Source organism: Brachyspira pulli (genome assembly GCF_036997785.1).
Classification (GTDB): Bacteria; Spirochaetota; Brachyspiria; order Brachyspirales; family Brachyspiraceae; genus Brachyspira; species Brachyspira pulli.
In genome coordinates, this window is record NZ_JAWLQI010000044.1 from 1 (window position 1) to 20,205 (window position 20,205).

Below are 20,205 nucleotides of genomic sequence, written 5' to 3' on the forward strand. Positions count from 1 at the left end.
AAAATTTTTAACTTTGTCAATTTTTTTATTCAACTTTTTCCCGCCGCAAAAAGTTGCAAAAAACGCAATTGCTAGAACTTTATATTAAAAAATATATATATTAAATGTAGGGTATAACCTAGATTTGGAGTAAAAATGCAGTTGTTCGCGAAGCGTATTCGAGCCTGTCGAGGATATAGGTTCTTTTATACCAATACCGAAAGGTACCTACTCGGTAAAAGAACTGGGGTCTGTGGCAAAGCCAGATATAAAAACAAAAATATAAATTTATTTTTGACAAAATATAGTTGTTTAGGTATATACTAAAAATTTATTTTGATGAATCATTTGAATAAACAATACGTAAAAATTTAGCGTAAAAAGGAGTAGAAAATATAATACAATCTCCACTATGTGCTGATACAATATCACCTTGTTTAGCTTCGATTTTCTTATTATCCTTATTAACTATTAAAGTACCTTCCAAAATAACATACACTTCTTCACAATTAAGTTTGCATTGAATATCTGTATCATTTAATTCCATAAGATAAGATTTTAATCTGCATGTTTCTCCAGAATTAAAAATATCTGTCATGTATACTTTATCATTAATGTCTGTTTTTATTTTATTAGAATCAATATCAGAAATAGATTTTTTTAATAATGTATTTTTAGTATTTGATGCTGTATTATTTTCTTCTTTATATCCAGAAGCAGTTCCTGTATGCAAAAAATCGCAAATAACTTTATTTACAAGTGATTGAACATTATTTTCTTCCATAAAAGTAACTCCTTTATTAATCAAGGTATAATCTTCCATACATCATCATGCGGTTTTGCAATAATAGTGTGCCTGCATTTACTATTCAATTTTTCTATAGACATCTCAGCACTTTTTACTGCCTCTTTTATATTAGATATGCTTCCTGCTATTATTATAACAACAATACCAGCACCTATCAATTCTTTATCTATTACTTCAACATTAGAAGCATTCAAAAGAGTATCTAAAGCACTAACCGTAGCAACATATCCTGTAGTTTCTATTATACCAATAGATAAATTTAAATTTTCCATTAAAAAAATTTTATAAATTAACTCTTTTCAAAACTTCAATAATAACTTTTTTAATTATTTTCTCATCAGTTATATGACATTTATTTACTAAAATATTTATTGTCTGCTTAACAATCTCATTAGAATCATTACTATCACCACAGCAGCAATTGCAAGAAGCCTCATCATTATCTTTTTTATATACTATTTTTATTCCCTTTGATTTAACTATATCCATAGCACTTGGAGTAAGTATAGCATTAGAATCAAGATATATAACATCTTGTTTATCTTTTATAAGCTCGCAAATATTTTGAGTATTATAAACTATTTTATTTTTATTCATAAATACACACCCCTAAAATTATAAAATAGAATTATATAATTCATCTATAGGAGAAGGCAATACACAATAATCAACTACAAGTCCATCATCTTGAGCCTTTTTAACACCAGCCTTAACAGCCTCCTCTACAGCACTAACTTTACCTGTTAATGTTATATATGATTTTCCGCCTATAGCAAAACCAAGTCTTACATTAACAAGCGTAACATTACTAGCCTTAGCAGCATCATCAGCACCCTGTACAGCAGAAGATATAGAGAAATATTCTATAACACCAATAGCCTCTCTTGGAAAATCTTCTAAAGTACCATTAATAGCATCTATTACACTCTCATGTACATTTGCTATTATAAAAGAATTAATTACTGAAGAACCGCCTATTTGAACACCTGCATTCTTAGATGCTTCTACAGCTCCAACATCTCCGCTAAATATTACAATATATTTTCCAGGGCATACAGAATGAGATCTTAAAATTTTCACATTAGCTGCTTTTCCTATATGATCTGTAGCTAATATACCTTTAGCTATACTATTCAATTCTATCATTCCTATAGATTTCATTTAATATTCTCCCCATTTATAACTATTTTTTCAGTATCAATAGATTCTACTATACCATTTATACTAGAATGTATATTAGCACCAACTTTATCCATTGGCACTGAAGCTATAATTTGTCCTTCTGTAACTGAATCTCCAATTTTAACTACAGGTTCAGCAGGCATTCCTATATGCTGTCTTAATTCTATAGATACCTTTGAAACATTTATTTCTTTTGGATTATCCATATTAACTTCAACATGGGAATATTTATCTAAACCCAAAATTGTAGTTAATCTGTTAGTTGATACTCTCCTATATTCAATAGCAGAATTTACACCATAATCTTTTGCACCTCTATCAGGCTTTATATTAGCCTTTCTTAAAAGCGACTTAACATATATATTCATGCTTGAAGGATTTATACCCATAGGACAAGAATAAAGTTCACATATACCGCATTCACAACAGAAATGAGCTTCTTTAAGTTTATCTAAAACCTGTTCAGTATTATTTTCTATATTGTCTAAATCTGCAAAAGCAACTGAACGCATAACTAAATGAGGATTGATTTTATGTCCCATTAAATTTCTAGGGCATAAAGAAGAACAAGCTGTACATTGTATGCATGAACATTTTGCTAAAGCAACAATTTTAGAATAATTGATATTTTTCTTTTTTACTAAATAATGATCTTCATCTATAACTATTAAAGCACCAGTAGTTTTTTTAACAGAAAGATTATTAGTTTGAGATATAGGATAATATCTTCCCATCATAGGGCCGCCAACTATCACATATTTATTATCATCTTTTACACCAGCTTGATATAAAATTTCTCTCAAATTAGCACCAATAGGAGCTTTAACAATAGAAGGATTGTCAACTTCACCTAATATAGACATATATTTTGAAGTAACAGGAATATCACTTAAACTATCATAAATATTGCATAAAGTAGCAACATTGAATACTACACATCCAACTTCTAATGGTATTCCGCCTGCCTTAATAACTCTCTTAGTTATATTATAAACTAATGTTTGTTCATCACCTAAAGGATAAAAACTTTTGAATGCCTTTATTTCTATAGGAGCATTTTCTTTTTTTATAGCATCAGATAAGGCTTCTATTTGTTTTGTATATTTCTTCTTAGTACCTATAATGATATGCTCTGCTGATATTTCCTTACCTATAATAGCTAATGCTTTAACTATCTTTTCAGCATATTTAAGCATTAAGAATTGATCCGTTTTTAAAAGCGGTTCGCATTCTGCTGCGTTAGCAATTAAATATTCTACTTTTTCAGGTAATTTTATATGTGACGGAAAACCTGCTCCGCCAGCACCTACAATACCAGCATTATATATTTTTTCTTTCAAGCTCATATAAAACCTTCATTTTTTATTTATTTAAATCTACTTGATCTACTATACCAACGATAACTGCATCTATTGGAAGCATCTCTTTATCACCCTGAGCATTTCTTGCCCCACTGCCGGAAGTGATAATGACAATATCTCCAATACCAGCACCTATATAATCACAAGCTACAATAATATCTAATTCTTTATTAGTATCTGGTTCAAAAACTCTAGCTATTAAAAGTTTGCTTCCAGATAATGCTTCTTCTTTTTTTGTAGCCCATACACTACCTATTACTTTTGCTAATACCATCTAATAATTCCTTTTTATTCATATAGAATATTTATTTTATTATCTTTAATATAATCCATAACAAGCGGTGTAATAATAACATTACGATTAACTTTAATACTTGAATAATTATTAACAATGTCAATTATATCACATTTAGTAATAATTTTCTTGCTAGTGAAATCAAAACAATCAGATTTATTTATAACTTCACTATCATTTTTTTTACAAAAACTTGATAAGAAATCTTTAGTTTCTACTATTGATAGTCCATAAGATTTTGCTGTATTTTCAAATTCTAATAATTTAGAAAATAATGGATTTGAAGCAGTTTTTTTATAAGTATCAAATTTATCAGTATTTTTTAATGCTATAACTTTTTTACCCGATAATAAAGCATTGATTATGAAAGAAATATTATCATTTTTATACAAAAGATTAGATATACAAGAAAGTATCTCTATAGATAAATCATTAATTATGATCATACAATAATCTTCAAAATTAATATTATCTGCAGTATTAGATATGCATAATTTATAACCCATATTTTCTAATTCATTTTGAAAACAAAAGTTATTATTATTAGATAAAACAAATATAGAATCAATGCATTTGTTATTTAACTGATTAATAACTTCTAGTACAATTTTTCTTATTGTTAAATCGTCCATAAATTATAACACTTCCTATAATATATTATTCTTCTTTTTTTATTAAACTCATAGCTATACCTAAAGGCGTAACTAAAAACGGATTTTTAGGTTTTATAGTTTGTATATTAGTTTCTTTTTCAATAACATTTTCAAATCCATCTAAACATACTGTTCCGCCTACTAAGCATATTAAATCAACATTATAATCTTTTATATGTTTATTAATAATGCTTCCAACTTTTTGTATTACTGGTAAAACTATTCTAAATATTTCTTTTGTATTATTTTTATCTTTCTTTTTATTTTCTGCTTCATTAAAAGTTATGCCATAATTACCGGCAATAGTAAGTGTAAAATGTGTTCCGCCAGTAGGTTCATCAGCAGTATATACCATTTTTCCATCACTAAATATAGCAATACCTGTTGTTCCTCCGCCGACATCTACAACGACACCATTACTTATATTCAATATATTATTAGCTGCCTCTGGTTCCTCTATAACATTTAAAACTTCAAAACCTGCACTTTCAGCAACATATCTATGAGTAGCCACAGATTTATTATTAACTCCCGGAGGCATAGCAATGGCTGCATTAACAAGTTCTACACCCAATCTATTTTCTAATTTTTCTTTTAATTCTCTCACAATAGAGCAAGCTTTTGAATAATCAACAACTAGCCCATCTCTTACAACTTCCGCATACTGTAATTCAGTTGCTATTGGATTACCAGCAGAATCAACAACAACTAATACTATATATGCAGTACCTAAATCCACACCTACATATAGTTTATCATTTATGTCAAAATCATTAACTTTTTCTATGCATTCTGTAGTTTTATCTATAAGCAAATCAACATTTTCAAAAGAAAAACTCATAAAATGATTTCTCCATAACCCTGACTTAATAAACCACAAGCATTAGCCTCATCGAAGTCTATATGCATAGCAGGCATAAATTTATTACTAACTCTTGCCACAACCTCATCAAATATTAAAGACCTAATACCATAAACTTTCACCTTTACTATTTGACCGTTTTCTATATTCCATTCTCTAGCATCTTCTTCTCTTAAATGAATATGCCTTTTTGCAACTATAACAGAATTTTTAGCTTCTATACTTCCATTCTTTCCAACTATAGTGATACTTCCAGCATTTTGAAGATATCCAGATTCATTGATTGTAATATCCTTAACACCTAAAGCTCTAGCATCAGATATAGACAATTCAACTTGAGTATTCTTTCTTACCGGTCCCAATATTGCAACATTATTCATTTCAGATTTAGTACCAACAAGTTTAACTCTTTCTTCACTTAAATATTGTCCAGGCTGAGAAAGATCTCTTTTTGGAGTTAAAGAATAATTACTTCCGAATAATATCTCCAAATCACTTTGCGATAAATGCACATGTCTTGCCGATATTTCTACTTTAATAATCTTTCTTTTACTAAGTTCGTATTTAATGGAATTAGATATTTCATTAATTAAAAGTGATTGTTCATTCATTTAGTTATATCCTTACCAGTATGTGCCATAAGCATTAATATATAAATAGCACTGCTCATACGATTTAATAATTTTATTAGGTCTTCTCTTTCACTTTTCAAAGCTTCATACGCTACTATCTCTACTTCTCTAACAGCAGTCCTTATTAAATTAAGCTTTATCACTGTAAAAGGCATATCACAATTAACAAAAATATGATCACATCCAAAATATTCTTTTGGGTGATGAGACATTTTTCTAATCTCTTCTTCAGTTAATCCAAATATAGTATCAAATTCTAAACCTTTATTTGCCGCCTCAGAATATAATATTGTATGCACAAGTTTTTGATATTTTTTCAAATAATCTACTAACTTGTCTTCATGTCTTTCTTTAAATTGATATTCAATATCTACTATTAAAGAAAGCAAACTATCCAATTTTCCTCTCAATATTATTCTTGGGTGATTCTTTTCTACCAAGACATTTTTATACAAATGAGTATAATTTTCAGGTTTAGTATCTAATCTTTTATTCGTTTCATAGTCTATATAGTATTCCATATTTTCTATTTCTCTTATACCATAAGACTTAGGATTAGATGTAGAACTTCCTTTATTACAGTTTTTAGGCTTTATTTTAAGTTCTATTTTGCGAGAAGCTAGATATTCTTTAGCAGAAGGAGTTACAAATACACCTTCCTCTATAAAATACTCTGATACATCTTTATTGAGTATTTCACTCCTCAACATTTGCTCTGTTAAAACTTCCATAGTAACCCTATATTATATTATTGTTGTTGTTCTTTATCACCATTATTAACTGGAGGATTAGGTAATATAGTTTCAACTTCTTCATGTGGTCTTGGTATTACATGTACGCTTATTAATTCGCCTACTTTTGCGGCTGCTGCTGCTCCGGCATCTGTAGCTGCTTTTACTGCGCCTACATCGCCTCTTACCATTATTGTTACTAATCCGCCGCCTACTAATGTTTTTCCTACTAGATTAACATTAGCTGCTTTTACCATAGCATCAGCTGCCTCTATTGCTGATACCAAACCTTTTGTTTCTATCATTCCTAAAGCCATTGAACTTGCCATAGCATTTACCTCCAATAGTTAATTATTTCAAAATACTTTCAACTTCTTCATGTGGTCTTGGTATTACATGTACGCTTATTAATTCGCCTACTTTTGCGGCTGCTGCTGCTCCGGCATCTGTGGCTGCTTTTACTGCTCCTACATCGCCTCTTACCATTATTGTTACTAATCCGCCGCCTACTAATGTTTTTCCTACTAGATTAACATTAGCTGCTTTTACCATAGCATCAGCTGCTTCTATTGCTGATACCAAACCTTTTGTTTCTATCATTCCTAAAGCCATTGAACTTGCCATAGTATTTACCTCCAATAATTAATTATTTCAAAATACTTTCAACTTCTTCATGTGGTCTTGGTATAACATGTACGCTTATTAGCTCGCCTACTTTTGCGGCTGCTGCTGCTCCTGCATCTGTTGCTGCTTTTACTGCGCCTACATCGCCTCTTACCATTATTGTTACCAAACCGCCGCCAATTAATGTTTTTCCTACTAGATTAACATTAGCTGCTTTTACCATAGCATCAGCTGCCTCTATTGCTGATACTAAACCTTTTGTTTCTATCATTCCTAAAGCCATTGAACTTGCCATATTGTGTTACCTCCAAATTTTTTTATTATTTTTATTGATTACTAGAATCATCATTATTTTTCTTTTTTCTTTTTGTTCTTTTTTTAGGCACATTAGGAGTTGTATTTTCTCCTGTAGCGTCTTCATTATTTGAACTATCTAAAATTATAGAATTATTATTAACTATATTTTCAGTATCATCTGATTTTTTATCTTCAGTATTTCCATTATCTGAAACTAAAGTATTATTGTCTTTAGAATTTTCAGTGTCATCTAGCTTTTTATTTTCAGCATTTTCAATATCTGAAACTAAAACATTATCATCTTTAACATTTTCAGAAATATCTGATTTTTTATCTTCAGCATTTTCATTATCTGAAACTAAAGCATTATTGTCTTTAGAATTTTCAGTATCATCTAGCTTTTTATTTTCAGTATTTTCAATATCTAAAACTAAAGCATTATTGTATTTATTATCATCTGAAGAATTATCAATATCTTTTTTATTATTATCATTAGAAGATAGATTATTATCAAAATCTTTATATCCTAAAACTGAGCTAATAACCTGTTCATCTAATCTAGCTATAACATGACTAGCCAAAACTTTTCCAACCTTTTCAGCAGCTGCCACTCCGCAATCAACTGCAACTCTAACAGCAGCTACATCTCCAAAAAATACAACTGTAACTATACCTCCGCCTATATGACTTAAAGAAGGAAGAAATATATTACTAGCTTTAAATGCAGAATCTAAAGCCTCTGTAGCAGCAGTATGACCATAAGTTTCTATCATGCCTATAGCATATTTCATATAATTAAAATCCTCTTTTATATTAAGTATATACAAATATGATTATTTATCTAACAAATAATCCATTTTTCAATACACATCTTCTCTTTCTTGTGAAAGTTACTGTACTTGTTATACCATCTCCTGTGCTGCTTGCCAATGTAAAACTAGCATATCCTTCTCCGCCTAAACCTATACCAGCATAAGAAGGAGCATTTTTTACGAAAATAGTTGTTTGCAATCTTCTTGGAGCTATAGTTAATCTGTCAATATTTTTTGAATGCATAGCTGCAGTATGTCTGCATCCATTTTCTAATTTCACAGCCAAATCCAAAGCCTCATCAAAATCTTTACATCTGATTAAAGGTAAAACAGGCATCATAAGTTCTTCAACTGCAAAAGGATGCTCCTTATGAGTTTCCATTATTATAAGTCTAGGATCATAAGAACATTCTATACCTAAAGTGTCTAGTATATATTTAGCATTCTTACCTACAAATTTTTTATTAATAGAACCATTTTCATTTATAAGAGCTTTTTCTAATTTAATCATATCCTCTTTTTTAGAAATTTTAAAAGCATTATTCTTTTCCATATTGAACATCAAATAATCAAATATAGAATCTACTGCTAAAACTTCTTTTTCAGCTATACAAGGCATATTATTATCAAGAGAGGCACCAGCAACTATATCAGCAGCAGCCTGTTCTATATCAGCAGTTTCATCAACTATAACTGGAGGGTTACCAGCACCAGCACCTATAGTTTTCTTTCCGCTTTTAAGACCTTTTATAACTATAGGCATACCGCCTGTAATACATAATGCATTAATTTTAGGACTGCTCATCATGTAGTCAACTTCTTCTACAGTTGTTTTAGAAATTGTAACTACCAAATTTCTTTCGCCGCCTGCCTCTATTATTGCCTCATTGATTTTTCCAACAAGCCAATTTGATACTTTTATAGCACTAGGATGCGGACTGAAAACAACACTATTTCCTGCTGAAAGCATATTAATACTATTACATATTATAGTTTCTGTAGGATTTGTAACTGGAGTTATTGCTCCTATTACGCCGAATGGAGAAAATTCCAATAAACTAAGTCCGTCATCACCAGTCAAAGCACCAGTAACTAAATCTTCAACACCTGTAGCTCTTTCTATAGCCAATGTATTTTTATTTATTTTATCCTCTACTCTTCCCATCTTGCTTTCTTCAACTGCCATAACTGACATTTCTTTTACAAGAGGTCTTAATTTATTTCTTATAGAATCAACTATTTTCTTTCTTTGAGATAAACTAGAACATAAAAACTTTTTCTGTGCTTCACTGGCATAATCAATAGCTTCCTTCATACTATTAAATACACCAAATACATCTGAAGTACTGCTATTGTCTTTCATCATATTTATGCTTTTAGTAACTTCTCTAACTATAGATTCTATCAATTTTTCATCCATATTACATCTCCATAAATAATTTATTTATCAAGTGCTTCTATACCAGATTTAGCTATAAGCATATCTTCTTCTACAGCTCCTCCGCTAACTCCTATAGCACCTACCATTTCACCTTCTCTAAAAATAGGAATTCCACCTCCAAACAAAACTATTTCTCCAGCTAATGCAGTATCTAATCCGCATAAACTATCATCAACAAGTTTTTTTATTTCAGAAGTAGGTACTCTTAACAATACACTGCTTGAAGCCTTTTTAAAAGCTAATTTCTCGCTTATCTTTAAAGCATTATCCATTTTACAGAAGAAAATTTCTTCTCCATGACTATTTACTATAGAAATAGAGACATCAACTTTTATATCATTTGCTTTTTTTATAGCACTCATAGCAATAACAAAAGCATCATTTAAATTAAATTCTTTTGACATAAATCTTCCTTAAATACTTAATCATCTAATATAAAATAAATTCCTTTAACAAGTCTTGCTGAATTAGCTCCAATATTCCTTACATTTTGTATATTCATTGATTTAATAGGATACAAAAATAAAGGTTTATTTTCATCTAAATTAGCATAATGCACCGCTATATTTTCATCATTAACAGCTATGCCAACAGATAATTGTGAACTAATAGCTGCTTTATAAGATGCCTCTTTTACATTACTATAACCATCTCCAGATTTTTTCTCAACCATATATGGAATTCCTTCTTCTTCTATTCCATATAAAACCTGTTCCATTAATATTGGATTAACATTACCCAAATCATATACAATAATAGATGGTATATCCATATCAGCTATTCCTTCTCCTAGCATAGTCTAATATAAGTCCTGTAGCAACTGCATTTCTAGGACCTTCTTTTCCTCTTATGTTACCTCTACCAGCAACTATTTTATAATGTGATAAAGCGTCCATAACCATTTGAGGTATTTCAAAATCTAATGAAGAACCTCCAACCAATACTACAAAAGGTATATCTCTTATATTGCCTGTAGAACTAACTGTTTCTAATGCTCTTATAGAATTAAATACAAATACTTTTTCTTTAGCTGTTCTTCTTACCATTCTTATTTTTTCCAATGGTATATCAGAATCTATAGGTACAAAATTATTCTCCTCAATAACTATAACTCTAGCAAATAATTTAGGGTCTAATGGTTCTTTAAAGAATTGAACTGTACCATCTTCATGCCTTATATGAAAGATACTTTCAACTTTAGCTAGAGGATATTTTTTTATTCTTTCAGCCATTTCAAGATCATCTAAACCTAATTCAGAGTTTATTAAAAGAGTAACCATATTACCAGCACCAGCTAAATGCGTATAAGATATTTTACCATCTTTATCTATTAAAGAAGCATCTGTACTGCCGGCACCCATATCTATTATAGCTAAAGGAGATGAAGAACCTGGTGTAGTTAAAGCACCTAATATTGCCATATCAGCTTCAACTCCGCCTATTTCTACATTTACATTTAAATCTTTTTTAAGCTCATCAGCAATTATTTCCATCTGCAATCTATCAGATTTTACCATACTTGCTATACCAACGGCACTTTCCATAGAAAACTCATTAGCAAGACCGCCTTTTACACTTCTAGGAACAAAAGTATCTACAGCTAATAAATCTTTAATTTTTATATCATCTTTACTTTTATTCGTAAGTTTGGCCATAGTTTGTCTAACTTTCTCTATCATACCGCCGATATTTGTTCCAGACTCACCAATAATATCTTCTATATCTGAAGCCTTATTCATAGTAGACATAATCTTTTCAGCACCTGCTTCTATATCTACTTCTAAACTTCTTTTAGAATCTATTATTTTTAATTTACCAGCAGGAATTCTCCTTTCTTTAACATTTCCTTCAGGAGTTTTTATTACAACTGCAGAACGGTTTCCTATTAATGCTCTGGCTATAGGTACTACAGATTGAGTTTCCTCTGGTGATAAATTAAATACTGTTGCTATACCATAAGGATTAGATAATGTTTCTATTACTTTACCAGGAAGTGCAACTTCAAGTGCACAAAGCATACCAATAGGAACTTTATCTATAAGCATAACTTCATCAACTATAGGAATATTCTTATTGATTCTATTTTGTACAAGAACTCCATCATCTTTCTGTAAAATAAGCCCATTAACATTGACACCTCTTGATATAGCATCATTAACAGAATTGGCAATATCTTTGAAATCTATACTGTTAGGAACAACTATTATTACATCTTCACCTTTATTAACTTTGGAAATATTGTCATAATATACACTTACACCAATACCTATTCCTGATCCACCTGGTGTTTTTGGGTTATGCCCTATCATAGTAGATTCTGTTACAACAGTTTCTGTTATAGTTTCCATTGCAACATCACCTATTACTGGTGTGGCCTCATTTATTCTTATTAGAGATATATCCTCTATAGTAAGATTAACTTTATCCAAACTCTTTTTCAATACACCAAAAATACCATGCTTATTAGAAAAAGTACCTTTTATACCTGTAGTAAATACTAAATCACTAGATACAAATTCTACATCATTATTATCACTAATTCTAGCAACGGCAATTTCTGTGGTAGAATTTCCTATATCTATTCCAGCAATATATTTCATTGACATTTCCTATTGTTGCTTACTTGCCCGCCTTTAAAAGTGCCTACTTGGTCAGCCTATAATCAGCAAATAAATTTATTTACCGGCTTCGGCTCGCTTTTTTATTTTATTGTTGCTATACTAGCCCACCTTTAAAGGTGCCTACTTGGTCAGCCTATAATCAGCAAATAAATGAATTTATTTGCTGGCTTCGGCTAACTTTTTTATTATTTTCTTCTTAAACGATCTCTCTTTTCATAAACTTCAGCAGCCTCTCTTACTAAAGAAGCAGATATTGTAGCTGAATATTTATTTTCCAATTCATCTGCTATAGCAAGTAATTCTGCTTTAGTTGATCTGAAAGGTCTTAAAGCATTATATATTTCAAGTATTCTATCATCACTAATTCTAGTTAATTCTGCAGCTCTTCTCAAATTCATAGCAAATATTTTTCTGCCAACAGATTCAGCTATTCTAGCTTGATATTCCAAAGTTTCTGCTGTAATACGTACATCATTAGGACCTACTCTGTCATTCATTACAGCATCTAATGTAATATCATCTAAACTTTTTCCTGTAGAAGTCTTTATCAAATCCTTTCTATTATAACCCAAAGGATAATCTTTAGCACTAACATTAATATTATTAGAAACGCTTGCAGCATTACTACTATTATTAATATTTGTAACTATTTCTTTTATCATTTTTTCTAAAAGTTGTTCATCCATATTTTAATCTCCTTGCAAATTATTATAATGAAATTGATAGTTCTATAGGATCAGCATTATCTACAACATGTTCAGTTTCTTTTATATGAAGTAAAGCAGAAATTGCCTGGTATTTAGGACGAGCCATCTGATCATTACGAACTGGTACAGGAGTTGGAGATTCACCTTTAGCATATTTAGCAGCGTTTTTACCTATAGCTCTAAAAGTAGGTAAATCCAAAAGAGGTGCCTGAGGGAATAATTCAACATTACTTAATGGCAACAAATCTTTTTGGTGTATAACTGTTGTACCTTTAGATTGTATGCCTATTCCTATTCCAGAACCGCTGTATTTTGCTGCTGCATTAGCTATGAAAGATACATCTGAAGTATGCAAGAAACGTAATATACGAGCTTGTAAACCTTCTTCTTCTATTCCTGCTATCAATTCTCTTAATACTTGAGCATGAGGTATATGTACTATAGTTTCAGTTTGATGAAGTCCAAATGAAGGAGCTATACCTATTACTACTTCTGATTTATTTTTACCAACTTCAGCTTTACCTAATTCTTTGAAAGGAAGCGGAGGTGGAGCTTGGTGATCAGAACTAACATTTGGATTAGGATTCGCACTTACACTATTATTAGTTGTTGTTGTATTATTATTTTGATTATTAAGATTTTTTATAACTTCACTAACTATCAATTTTAGAGTTTTTTCATCTATATTCATTACTTACTCCTTAAATAGAATCTGGACTAATAGCATTAGGAATATTTTTAATTTCTTCCCAACGTTCTTTACTTATCTGATAACCTGTACTAGGACCATGATAATCATTAACATCATTAACGGCACTAATAACGTAACCATTTCTATCAATGATAGCTGAAGTATGTAAATAATCGCCTGCAACACGTTGTTTTAACATATTCAAAACGCTTTGAGCTACATCTTCAAAACCTTTTCTATATAAAGCTTTTACTATATCTAAACCTGTTATTCCATTAGTTAAGATGCTTTGTGCTGCTTTTAAATCTTCTACAACATTTCTATCTGGCATATCTTTACTACCATGAGCATAAGTTGCAGCTTCTACTTCTTCATCAGTAATTTCTGGGAAACCTAATTCAGCAAATATAGCCTGCATAGCTCTAGCAGCTTTATTTCTAACAGCTACTATTTCTTCTTCTTTTACTGGTCTTAATCCGCCATCAACTTTTAAGTCTCTTTGTAATACGTTAATATCATCGAAGTCTTCAGCATCGAAGTTAGAACCTGCAAACATGTTATCATAGTTAGGAGTAGAACTATAACCAGAGAATATAAAGTCTGTACCAGGTAAGAATTGCATTAACATTCTAGCTGTTCTTCTTATATCTGAATGTGAGAATGTTTGGTCATTACCAGAAGCAACCTCTAAGTCTAAACATTCAGTAATTAAGTTTTCAGCTAAAACTGCTCTAATACCGCTAGGAACTCCGCCAGGAACACCTATACAGCTTATAGAACCATTTTGTAAACCTTGTACTCCGGCACCTTTTGTAATGAATACACATCTAGCTTCCAAGTACAACATAGATTTACCTTCAGCATATCCCATTTGTACTTCACTTCCTGTACCAGAAGTAAAACGCATTTTCAAACCGCGTGAAGCATAAGATGATGCTAAGAAAGCTTTAGAATATGGAGTATCATCTCCGTCTGTAAATACTCTTTCAGTACCATATACAGAAATTGTTTCAGCATAACAAGTTAAACCTCTCATACCTAATAACAATTCAGTAGCTTCTTCTAATGAACATTGAGTAAGAATACCAGGTCTTCCTACTTGAGCACCTACCAATAAGCCTAAAGCATTAAAAGGAGCATAACGTACAATACCTACTGTAGTTTCTTCTTCATCGAAACCTCTAACAGCTGCTTCTGCCGCATCTGCTGCTATTTGTATAGGATTATCTTTTACATTAGTAACGTGACATTGATTTGAAGGTGTTTTTCTAGCTCTCATTTTTTGTAAAGCCATCATCATTTCAACAACATTCATGCAGCTCATAACTTCTGATATTTTAGCAGGAGTTATTGAAGTTGTTATAGGAATGATTTCACTTCTTGTTACATTAGGGTCACATAACATTAAAGCTATTTTTTTAGAATCAATAGCCATAGCTTTTTCAGCATTTTCTATATTTATAGAGTAATTGGCAATAAATGTATCTATGAAGTCAAAATCTTCTGCTTTTTTGCCATCTAATTCTACTATTTTACCATTTACTATTTTAATACTAGGCTTAGGATCATTAGGTCCATCCATAGCTACAAGACCTACTTCAGGCCATTCACCAACAAAACCATCTTGATTGACTGGTCTATTTCTTAATATTTCAAATCTTTTAGATTTCATGAACTTCTCCTAATAGTTAAATTAAATTATATATGATGGTCTATCATTTTTAGGTTTAGCACCTAAAGTACCCAATAATTCACAACCTATTTCTCTAGCAGCTATTATAGCTTGTCTAACTGCTCCAGAATCACCACATATTTGTAATATAACCTCGTTTGAGAAACTTGTACCATTTGCTGGAGAAGCATATCCAACAACTTCAACATTAGCAGCTTTAACTGCAGTATCTGCCATAACTACACCTATAGCAGCAGGAGCACCAACACAAATACCGAAAGCTTTTCCAATTGGAGCACCAAATGCTTTATTACAAGCATAGCTAGCTCTAGCAGTATATTGAAGTTCTATATGTCCAGCTTCATTTCCATAAACATCACCGAAAGTTCTGTCTAAATCTTTTAAAGCAACTTCAACTGCACGTCTTGAATCAGAAACATCGTCTGAACCAAAAATAATTAAGTTTCCATGACCAGCACCGCCTTTTGTATCACGTGCTAATTGTATAGAAACAATTTCAGTGTTAGTAGCTTTTACAGCTTCATCAGCAGCCATTATATGAGGTCCTGCTCCTGTTCTTCCGCCTATGATACCAATAGAACGGTATTTTGTTTCAAAATTCATTTTTTCTAATACGCTTTTATCTACATTAGCAATAACAAGACCTATAGTATCACCCATAGCAGTACCTACAAACTCTATCGCTTTACTCATATAAAAAATCCTCCTTAAAAATAATAAATATATATTTTTATAGTTATTTTATTTATTTTTATAATAGGCAATGAGTTATATGATTAAGATTAATTTTGGATAAACAGATAATCAAAAAATATACAACAGACCATTGCTATACATATAGTATAAAACAACGCAATACTGTTGTCAATAAAAAGAAATCATTTTTTTTAAAAATGAAAAAAATTTCAATAATTTGAAACAATGTATAAATTGATTGATTTAATTAAACAAATTAGAATAGTATTTGAATTAATTATACGAAAAAATTGCTATAATAAGAATTCCATTCCATGCTCCTCGACAGAAAATAAGCTATATATTGAAATATTCCGACTTACAGCTTTCTACATCCTACCTTCTCATCACCTCTAATAGGCAACAATGGTTAACTAGGGTTCGCTACTGAATACGGCTACGGGCTAGTATAGGATTCTGACCTATTTCCTTCAATATACAGTTATATTATAATAAAAAAATTATAATAAATCAAGTTTTTTATTAATACAAATTATACTTCTTTTAAATAGAAGAAAATAATTAAACAAAATCAAAATTTATGAAATTTTCAAACAAATGCATCAAAATAATAAAATCACCATCTTTTTAAAGAATTTTTCATGTATTCAACTACATTTATATCGTATATATCATTTAATAATGCAATATCGAAATCATTAACAGTTCCAAAATATTGAGAAGTTCCATTTTTTAATACCAATAATTTATCAGCAAAATTTAACATAGCGTTTATATCATGCAATACTGCCACAATACATCTTACATCACTTTTTACCCATTCTTTCAAATTATAAATTAATTCTATTTGACTATTTAAATCCAAATGGTTAGTAGGTTCGTCCATTAATATGATAGTAGGGTTTTGAACAAAAGTCCTTGCTAAAAATACTCTTTGTAATTCACCGCCTGAAAGTTCTGTAATTAATTTATCTTTTAAATGCATTATTTTCAATTTTTCCATATAATGAATAACAAATTCTTTATCTTCTTTATTAGGCATAGAAAATAATTTATCCTTATAGCTAGAATATCTACCCATCATTATAGTATCATAAACACTATAACCGAAATAAATTGTTGACATTTGGCTCATCATAGCTATAGTTTTGTATGTATCTATTTTTCTTATATTTTCATTATTAATAAGTATTTCACCTTCAAAATCTATTATTTTACATAATGATTTAAGCAAAGTACTTTTACCGCATCCATTAGGGCCTATAATACATAAACTTTCATTATGACATACTTCAAATGATATATTTTTTAATACATCTTTTCTGCTGGCATAATGTAATGATAAATTCTTAACTTCAAGCATTTTATTCATATATCAATTAATTCCTTTCATATTTTTATTTGAAATAAATACATATAAAAAGAAAGGAGCTCCTATCACAGCAGTAACAATTCCTATTGGTATATTAGAACCTTGAACTATTATTCTTGAAAATATATCTGAAATATTTAAAAGCAGTCCTCCTATTAAAGCAGCCATAGGAAAAACGATTATATGCTTAGCACCGAACATTTTTCTAGCTATATGAGGAGATACAAGATCAACAAAACCTATTATACCAGTAAATGCCACTAAAACTGCTGTAATAAATGATGAAATCAATATAAAAAATACCCTCATCTTTTTAACATCTATACCAAGAGATAAACTTGTTTCATCTCCAAAAGTCATTATATCTAATACGCTTGAATATTTCATAAGAACCAATAAAAATACTATAGTTATAAAAATTATAATTAAAATATCTAATTTATTTCTCACAAATAAACTTCCAAGCTGCCATAGTATTATTTGATTGGAATATTTAGGGAACATATAAGATAAAAAACTCATTACAGAATTTAAAAATAATGATATTACTATACCTGCTAATATTATGGAATTATTGCTCATATATTTATCTATTCTATTAGATATAAACAATATAAATATGATGGTAATGAATGCAAATATCATAGATATACCTATAAAAAAATACTGATTAAAAGATATATGCATGACTATAAGCAAAGCAGCTCCAAGACCGGCACCTGATGATATACCTAAATTGTATGCCGAAGCTAAAGGGTTTCTAAGTATAGATTGTATAACTACTCCGGTAATTGATAATGAAGCACCTACAAATAATGATAATATAGAATGCTGAAGCCTGATATTAATTATATCTGCATTTATTTTATCTATATTAATAATTTCAATATTAAAAAACTTATATAATAATATAGCTCCTATTTCTTTAGGCGATATAAATATACTTCCAATACATATTGATAATATAGTAGAAATAATAACTAATATTAAAATTATTATAATCTTTTTTACCATTAGAATTAATTCCTAATTATATCAATGTCTTTATATTCATCTGGATAAGCATATTTAGCCATCATAATTAAAGCATTTACAATATTATGAGTAGGCAATGAGCCCGAATCTATATAATATACATCTTTATTCTTTATAGCATTTATATTCTGCCAAGATTCTCTTTTTAATATTTCATCTGTAGGGTTATCAATATAATGAACACTTGTAAATATTATATCCGGATTAGCAAACAATACATTCTCTTCTGTTGTAGTTATCCAAGCATTTTTATCAGAAAATATATTAGAAGCTCCTATAATATTTATCATATCATCTAAATAAACATTAGTTCCTAATGAATATAAATTAGGTAAAGCAGCTATCTCAAAATATACTTTCTTTTTATTAGTGATTGTTTCACCTATAGCCTTTACTTTTTCTATATTTAAATCCATTATATTTATAATGTTAGATGCTGCCTCATTTGCTTCAAGAACATTTCCTAAAAAAGTTATATCATCTTCTATAGATTTTATAGTATCACTATTAGGTATAACAGCAATACATATATCAGAAGCCTTTATAGAATCTAAAGAATTTTTTCCAGAAAATACGCTGAATGTATTAACAAAAACAATATCTGGTTTAAGTGCTATCATCTTTTCAGCATCTGGATTAAGCATATCAAATATACTTATATTGGAAACATCTACATTATTTGTTTGCAAAATCTCTTTTGATGTGGTATCTGCGGCTATTATCTTATCAGCAAACCCCAAAGATAGTATCACTTCTGTAGCCGCAGGTGATAAACAAGCAATATTTTCTATTTTTTCAGGAAGAACAATATCATTACCTGCCCTATCTTTTATTTCTTTTCCTTTAGTTGTTTTGGAATCATTACAAGAAAATATAAATATACTAAAACAAATTAGTATTATAAATAATTTTTTTATGGATTTCATAGATAAAAAACTTCTTTTTAATTAATTTCAAATAGTGAAAGAAATTATAAACTTAATGATTTATATTGTCAATGGAATCATTCATCAGTATTTTTATCGATGTTTGAATCGCTTATTATATAATCAGATATTTCATTTGATAAATTTTCTATAAATAAAATTCTTTCGTTAAGAGTATTTACAAAATAGTTATAAAATACTACAGTAGGTATAGCAATAATAAGTCCTGCCGCTGTAGTAAGAAGAGCATTAGCAATACCTGAAGCTAAAGCAGAAGGGTTTCCGCTTCCTGCAACTGATATTACAGCAAAAGATTGTATCATACCAAGAATAGTACCTAAAAGTCCTAACAATGGGGCAACTGTTGATATTGTAGAAAGTGCAGAAATAAATCTTTCGAGTCTTGGAAGCTCTTTATTGGAAGCACTTTGCATAGATTCTTTAGGCATATCAGAATTTTTAAGTCCTGACATTACTATATTTGCCAAAGGTGATTTTGCTGTTTCGCATAATGCAATAGCAGCTTTTAATTCTTTATCTTTTATTAAAGAAATAAGTTTAGGAGCTAATGAATTATCCTGAGATTTTATTCTAGTAAAATAAATAAATCTATCAACGATTATAGTTAATCCCAATATTGAAGATATTAAAAGCCCTATCCAGCAAACAGTCATAGCTGAGTTTAAAAGACTTTCAGAACCGAATATACTATTCATATATATAAATGCCTCATTTAAATGTCATTATTTGTTAAAACATTATAATTGTAAGAATATAAAAAATCAAT

At 29.8% G+C, this 20,205-nt stretch carries 26 protein-coding genes and 1 riboswitch; all 26 genes read right to left on the bottom strand.

Annotated elements, in window-relative coordinates; all coding sequences use genetic code 11:
• Nucleotides 1–310 precede the first annotated feature (310 nt).
• Nucleotides 311–763, bottom strand: a complete 453-nt coding sequence (locus tag R4K56_RS10095; RefSeq protein WP_335772479.1) for a cupin domain-containing protein — start codon at nucleotides 761–763, stop codon at nucleotides 311–313.
• Nucleotides 764–783: 20 nt separating this feature from the next.
• Entirely contained in the window at nucleotides 784–1,059 is a 276-nt protein-coding gene (locus R4K56_RS10100; RefSeq protein WP_335772480.1) for a BMC domain-containing protein, read from the bottom strand.
• Nucleotides 1,060–1,069: 10 nt separating this feature from the next.
• Nucleotides 1,070–1,384: a hypothetical protein gene (locus R4K56_RS10105; protein ID WP_335772481.1), complete on the bottom strand. Its 315-nt coding sequence runs from the start codon at nucleotides 1,382–1,384 to the stop codon at nucleotides 1,070–1,072.
• Between the two features lie 18 nt (nucleotides 1,385–1,402).
• On the bottom strand, nucleotides 1,403–1,948 hold the full coding sequence (locus R4K56_RS10110; protein ID WP_335758701.1) for a BMC domain-containing protein: 546 nt from the start codon (nucleotides 1,946–1,948) through the stop codon (nucleotides 1,403–1,405).
• A complete protein-coding gene (locus R4K56_RS10115; protein ID WP_335772482.1) occupies nucleotides 1,945–3,315 on the bottom strand; it encodes a 4Fe-4S dicluster domain-containing protein in 1,371 nt (456 codons plus the stop codon). The genes R4K56_RS10110 and R4K56_RS10115 overlap by 4 nt, the downstream gene beginning before the upstream one ends.
• A 16-nt stretch (nucleotides 3,316–3,331) precedes the next feature.
• On the bottom strand, nucleotides 3,332–3,604 hold the full coding sequence (locus tag R4K56_RS10120; protein WP_297298668.1) for a EutN/CcmL family microcompartment protein: 273 nt from the start codon (nucleotides 3,602–3,604) through the stop codon (nucleotides 3,332–3,334).
• A gap of 14 nt (nucleotides 3,605–3,618) precedes the next feature.
• Nucleotides 3,619–4,257 carry a hypothetical protein gene (locus tag R4K56_RS10125; RefSeq protein WP_335772483.1) on the bottom strand — a complete coding sequence of 213 codons (639 nt, stop codon included), beginning with the start codon at nucleotides 4,255–4,257 and terminating at the stop codon, nucleotides 3,619–3,621.
• A gap of 25 nt (nucleotides 4,258–4,282) precedes the next feature.
• A complete protein-coding gene (gene eutJ / locus R4K56_RS10130; protein WP_335772484.1) occupies nucleotides 4,283–5,119 on the bottom strand; it encodes an ethanolamine utilization protein EutJ in 837 nt (278 codons plus the stop codon).
• Nucleotides 5,116–5,751, bottom strand: a complete 636-nt coding sequence (gene pduL, locus R4K56_RS10135) for a phosphate propanoyltransferase (RefSeq protein ID WP_297298662.1) — start codon at nucleotides 5,749–5,751, stop codon at nucleotides 5,116–5,118. The genes eutJ and pduL overlap by 4 nt, the downstream gene beginning before the upstream one ends.
• Complete coding sequence (locus tag R4K56_RS10140; RefSeq protein ID WP_335772485.1) at nucleotides 5,748–6,503, bottom strand: ethanolamine utilization protein; 756 nt, start codon at nucleotides 6,501–6,503, stop codon at nucleotides 5,748–5,750. The genes pduL and R4K56_RS10140 overlap by 4 nt, the downstream gene beginning before the upstream one ends.
• A gap of 17 nt (nucleotides 6,504–6,520) precedes the next feature.
• On the bottom strand, nucleotides 6,521–6,832 hold the full coding sequence (locus tag R4K56_RS10145) for a BMC domain-containing protein (protein WP_335759835.1): 312 nt from the start codon (nucleotides 6,830–6,832) through the stop codon (nucleotides 6,521–6,523).
• Nucleotides 6,833–6,854: 22 nt separating this feature from the next.
• The gene (locus R4K56_RS10150; protein ID WP_297298656.1) at nucleotides 6,855–7,127 is read right to left on the bottom strand and encodes a BMC domain-containing protein; all 273 of its coding nucleotides are present in this window, start codon (nucleotides 7,125–7,127) and stop codon (nucleotides 6,855–6,857) included.
• Between the two features lie 22 nt (nucleotides 7,128–7,149).
• Nucleotides 7,150–7,422, bottom strand: coding sequence for a BMC domain-containing protein (locus tag R4K56_RS10155; protein WP_335759834.1), 273 nt, complete (start codon nucleotides 7,420–7,422; stop codon nucleotides 7,150–7,152).
• A gap of 31 nt (nucleotides 7,423–7,453) precedes the next feature.
• Nucleotides 7,454–8,215, bottom strand: coding sequence for a BMC domain-containing protein (locus R4K56_RS10160; protein WP_335772486.1), 762 nt, complete (start codon nucleotides 8,213–8,215; stop codon nucleotides 7,454–7,456).
• A 46-nt stretch (nucleotides 8,216–8,261) separates the two neighbouring features.
• On the bottom strand, nucleotides 8,262–9,656 hold the full coding sequence (locus R4K56_RS10165) for an aldehyde dehydrogenase family protein (RefSeq protein ID WP_335759832.1): 1,395 nt from the start codon (nucleotides 9,654–9,656) through the stop codon (nucleotides 8,262–8,264).
• A 20-nt stretch (nucleotides 9,657–9,676) separates the two neighbouring features.
• Nucleotides 9,677–10,081 carry a GlcG/HbpS family heme-binding protein gene (locus R4K56_RS10170; RefSeq protein ID WP_335758331.1) on the bottom strand — a complete coding sequence of 135 codons (405 nt, stop codon included), beginning with the start codon at nucleotides 10,079–10,081 and terminating at the stop codon, nucleotides 9,677–9,679.
• A 17-nt stretch (nucleotides 10,082–10,098) separates the two neighbouring features.
• Entirely contained in the window at nucleotides 10,099–10,473 is a 375-nt protein-coding gene (locus R4K56_RS10175) for a glycerol dehydratase reactivase beta/small subunit family protein (RefSeq protein ID WP_335772487.1), read from the bottom strand.
• Nucleotides 10,451–12,277, bottom strand: a complete 1,827-nt coding sequence (locus R4K56_RS10180; protein WP_335758330.1) for a diol dehydratase reactivase subunit alpha — start codon at nucleotides 12,275–12,277, stop codon at nucleotides 10,451–10,453. The genes R4K56_RS10175 and R4K56_RS10180 overlap by 23 nt, the downstream gene beginning before the upstream one ends.
• 206 nt (nucleotides 12,278–12,483) lie before the next feature.
• Nucleotides 12,484–12,984, bottom strand: coding sequence for a diol dehydratase small subunit (locus R4K56_RS10185; protein ID WP_335759831.1), 501 nt, complete (start codon nucleotides 12,982–12,984; stop codon nucleotides 12,484–12,486).
• A 22-nt stretch (nucleotides 12,985–13,006) separates the two neighbouring features.
• On the bottom strand, nucleotides 13,007–13,696 hold the full coding sequence (locus tag R4K56_RS10190; protein WP_335772488.1) for a propanediol/glycerol family dehydratase medium subunit: 690 nt from the start codon (nucleotides 13,694–13,696) through the stop codon (nucleotides 13,007–13,009).
• Nucleotides 13,697–13,706: 10 nt separating this feature from the next.
• Nucleotides 13,707–15,368: a propanediol/glycerol family dehydratase large subunit gene (locus R4K56_RS10195; protein WP_297298642.1), complete on the bottom strand. Its 1,662-nt coding sequence runs from the start codon at nucleotides 15,366–15,368 to the stop codon at nucleotides 13,707–13,709.
• Nucleotides 15,369–15,389: 21 nt separating this feature from the next.
• Nucleotides 15,390–16,082, bottom strand: a complete 693-nt coding sequence (gene pduB, locus R4K56_RS10200) for a propanediol utilization microcompartment protein PduB (RefSeq protein WP_335772489.1) — start codon at nucleotides 16,080–16,082, stop codon at nucleotides 15,390–15,392.
• 330 nt (nucleotides 16,083–16,412) lie between these two features.
• Nucleotides 16,413–16,594, bottom strand: a riboswitch (cobalamin riboswitch).
• 107 nt (nucleotides 16,595–16,701) lie between these two features.
• Nucleotides 16,702–17,457 (bottom strand): ABC transporter ATP-binding protein, encoded by a 756-nt coding sequence (locus tag R4K56_RS10205; protein WP_335772490.1) that lies wholly within the window; start codon nucleotides 17,455–17,457, stop codon nucleotides 16,702–16,704.
• A gap of 3 nt (nucleotides 17,458–17,460) precedes the next feature.
• The gene (locus R4K56_RS10210) at nucleotides 17,461–18,471 is read right to left on the bottom strand and encodes a FecCD family ABC transporter permease (protein ID WP_335772491.1); all 1,011 of its coding nucleotides are present in this window, start codon (nucleotides 18,469–18,471) and stop codon (nucleotides 17,461–17,463) included.
• Nucleotides 18,472–18,476: 5 nt separating this feature from the next.
• Nucleotides 18,477–19,418 (bottom strand): ABC transporter substrate-binding protein, encoded by a 942-nt coding sequence (locus R4K56_RS10215; protein ID WP_335770528.1) that lies wholly within the window; start codon nucleotides 19,416–19,418, stop codon nucleotides 18,477–18,479.
• 77 nt (nucleotides 19,419–19,495) lie between these two features.
• Nucleotides 19,496–20,134, bottom strand: a complete 639-nt coding sequence (locus R4K56_RS10220) for a MotA/TolQ/ExbB proton channel family protein (RefSeq protein WP_335772492.1) — start codon at nucleotides 20,132–20,134, stop codon at nucleotides 19,496–19,498.
• Between the last annotated feature and the right edge of the window lie 71 nt (nucleotides 20,135–20,205).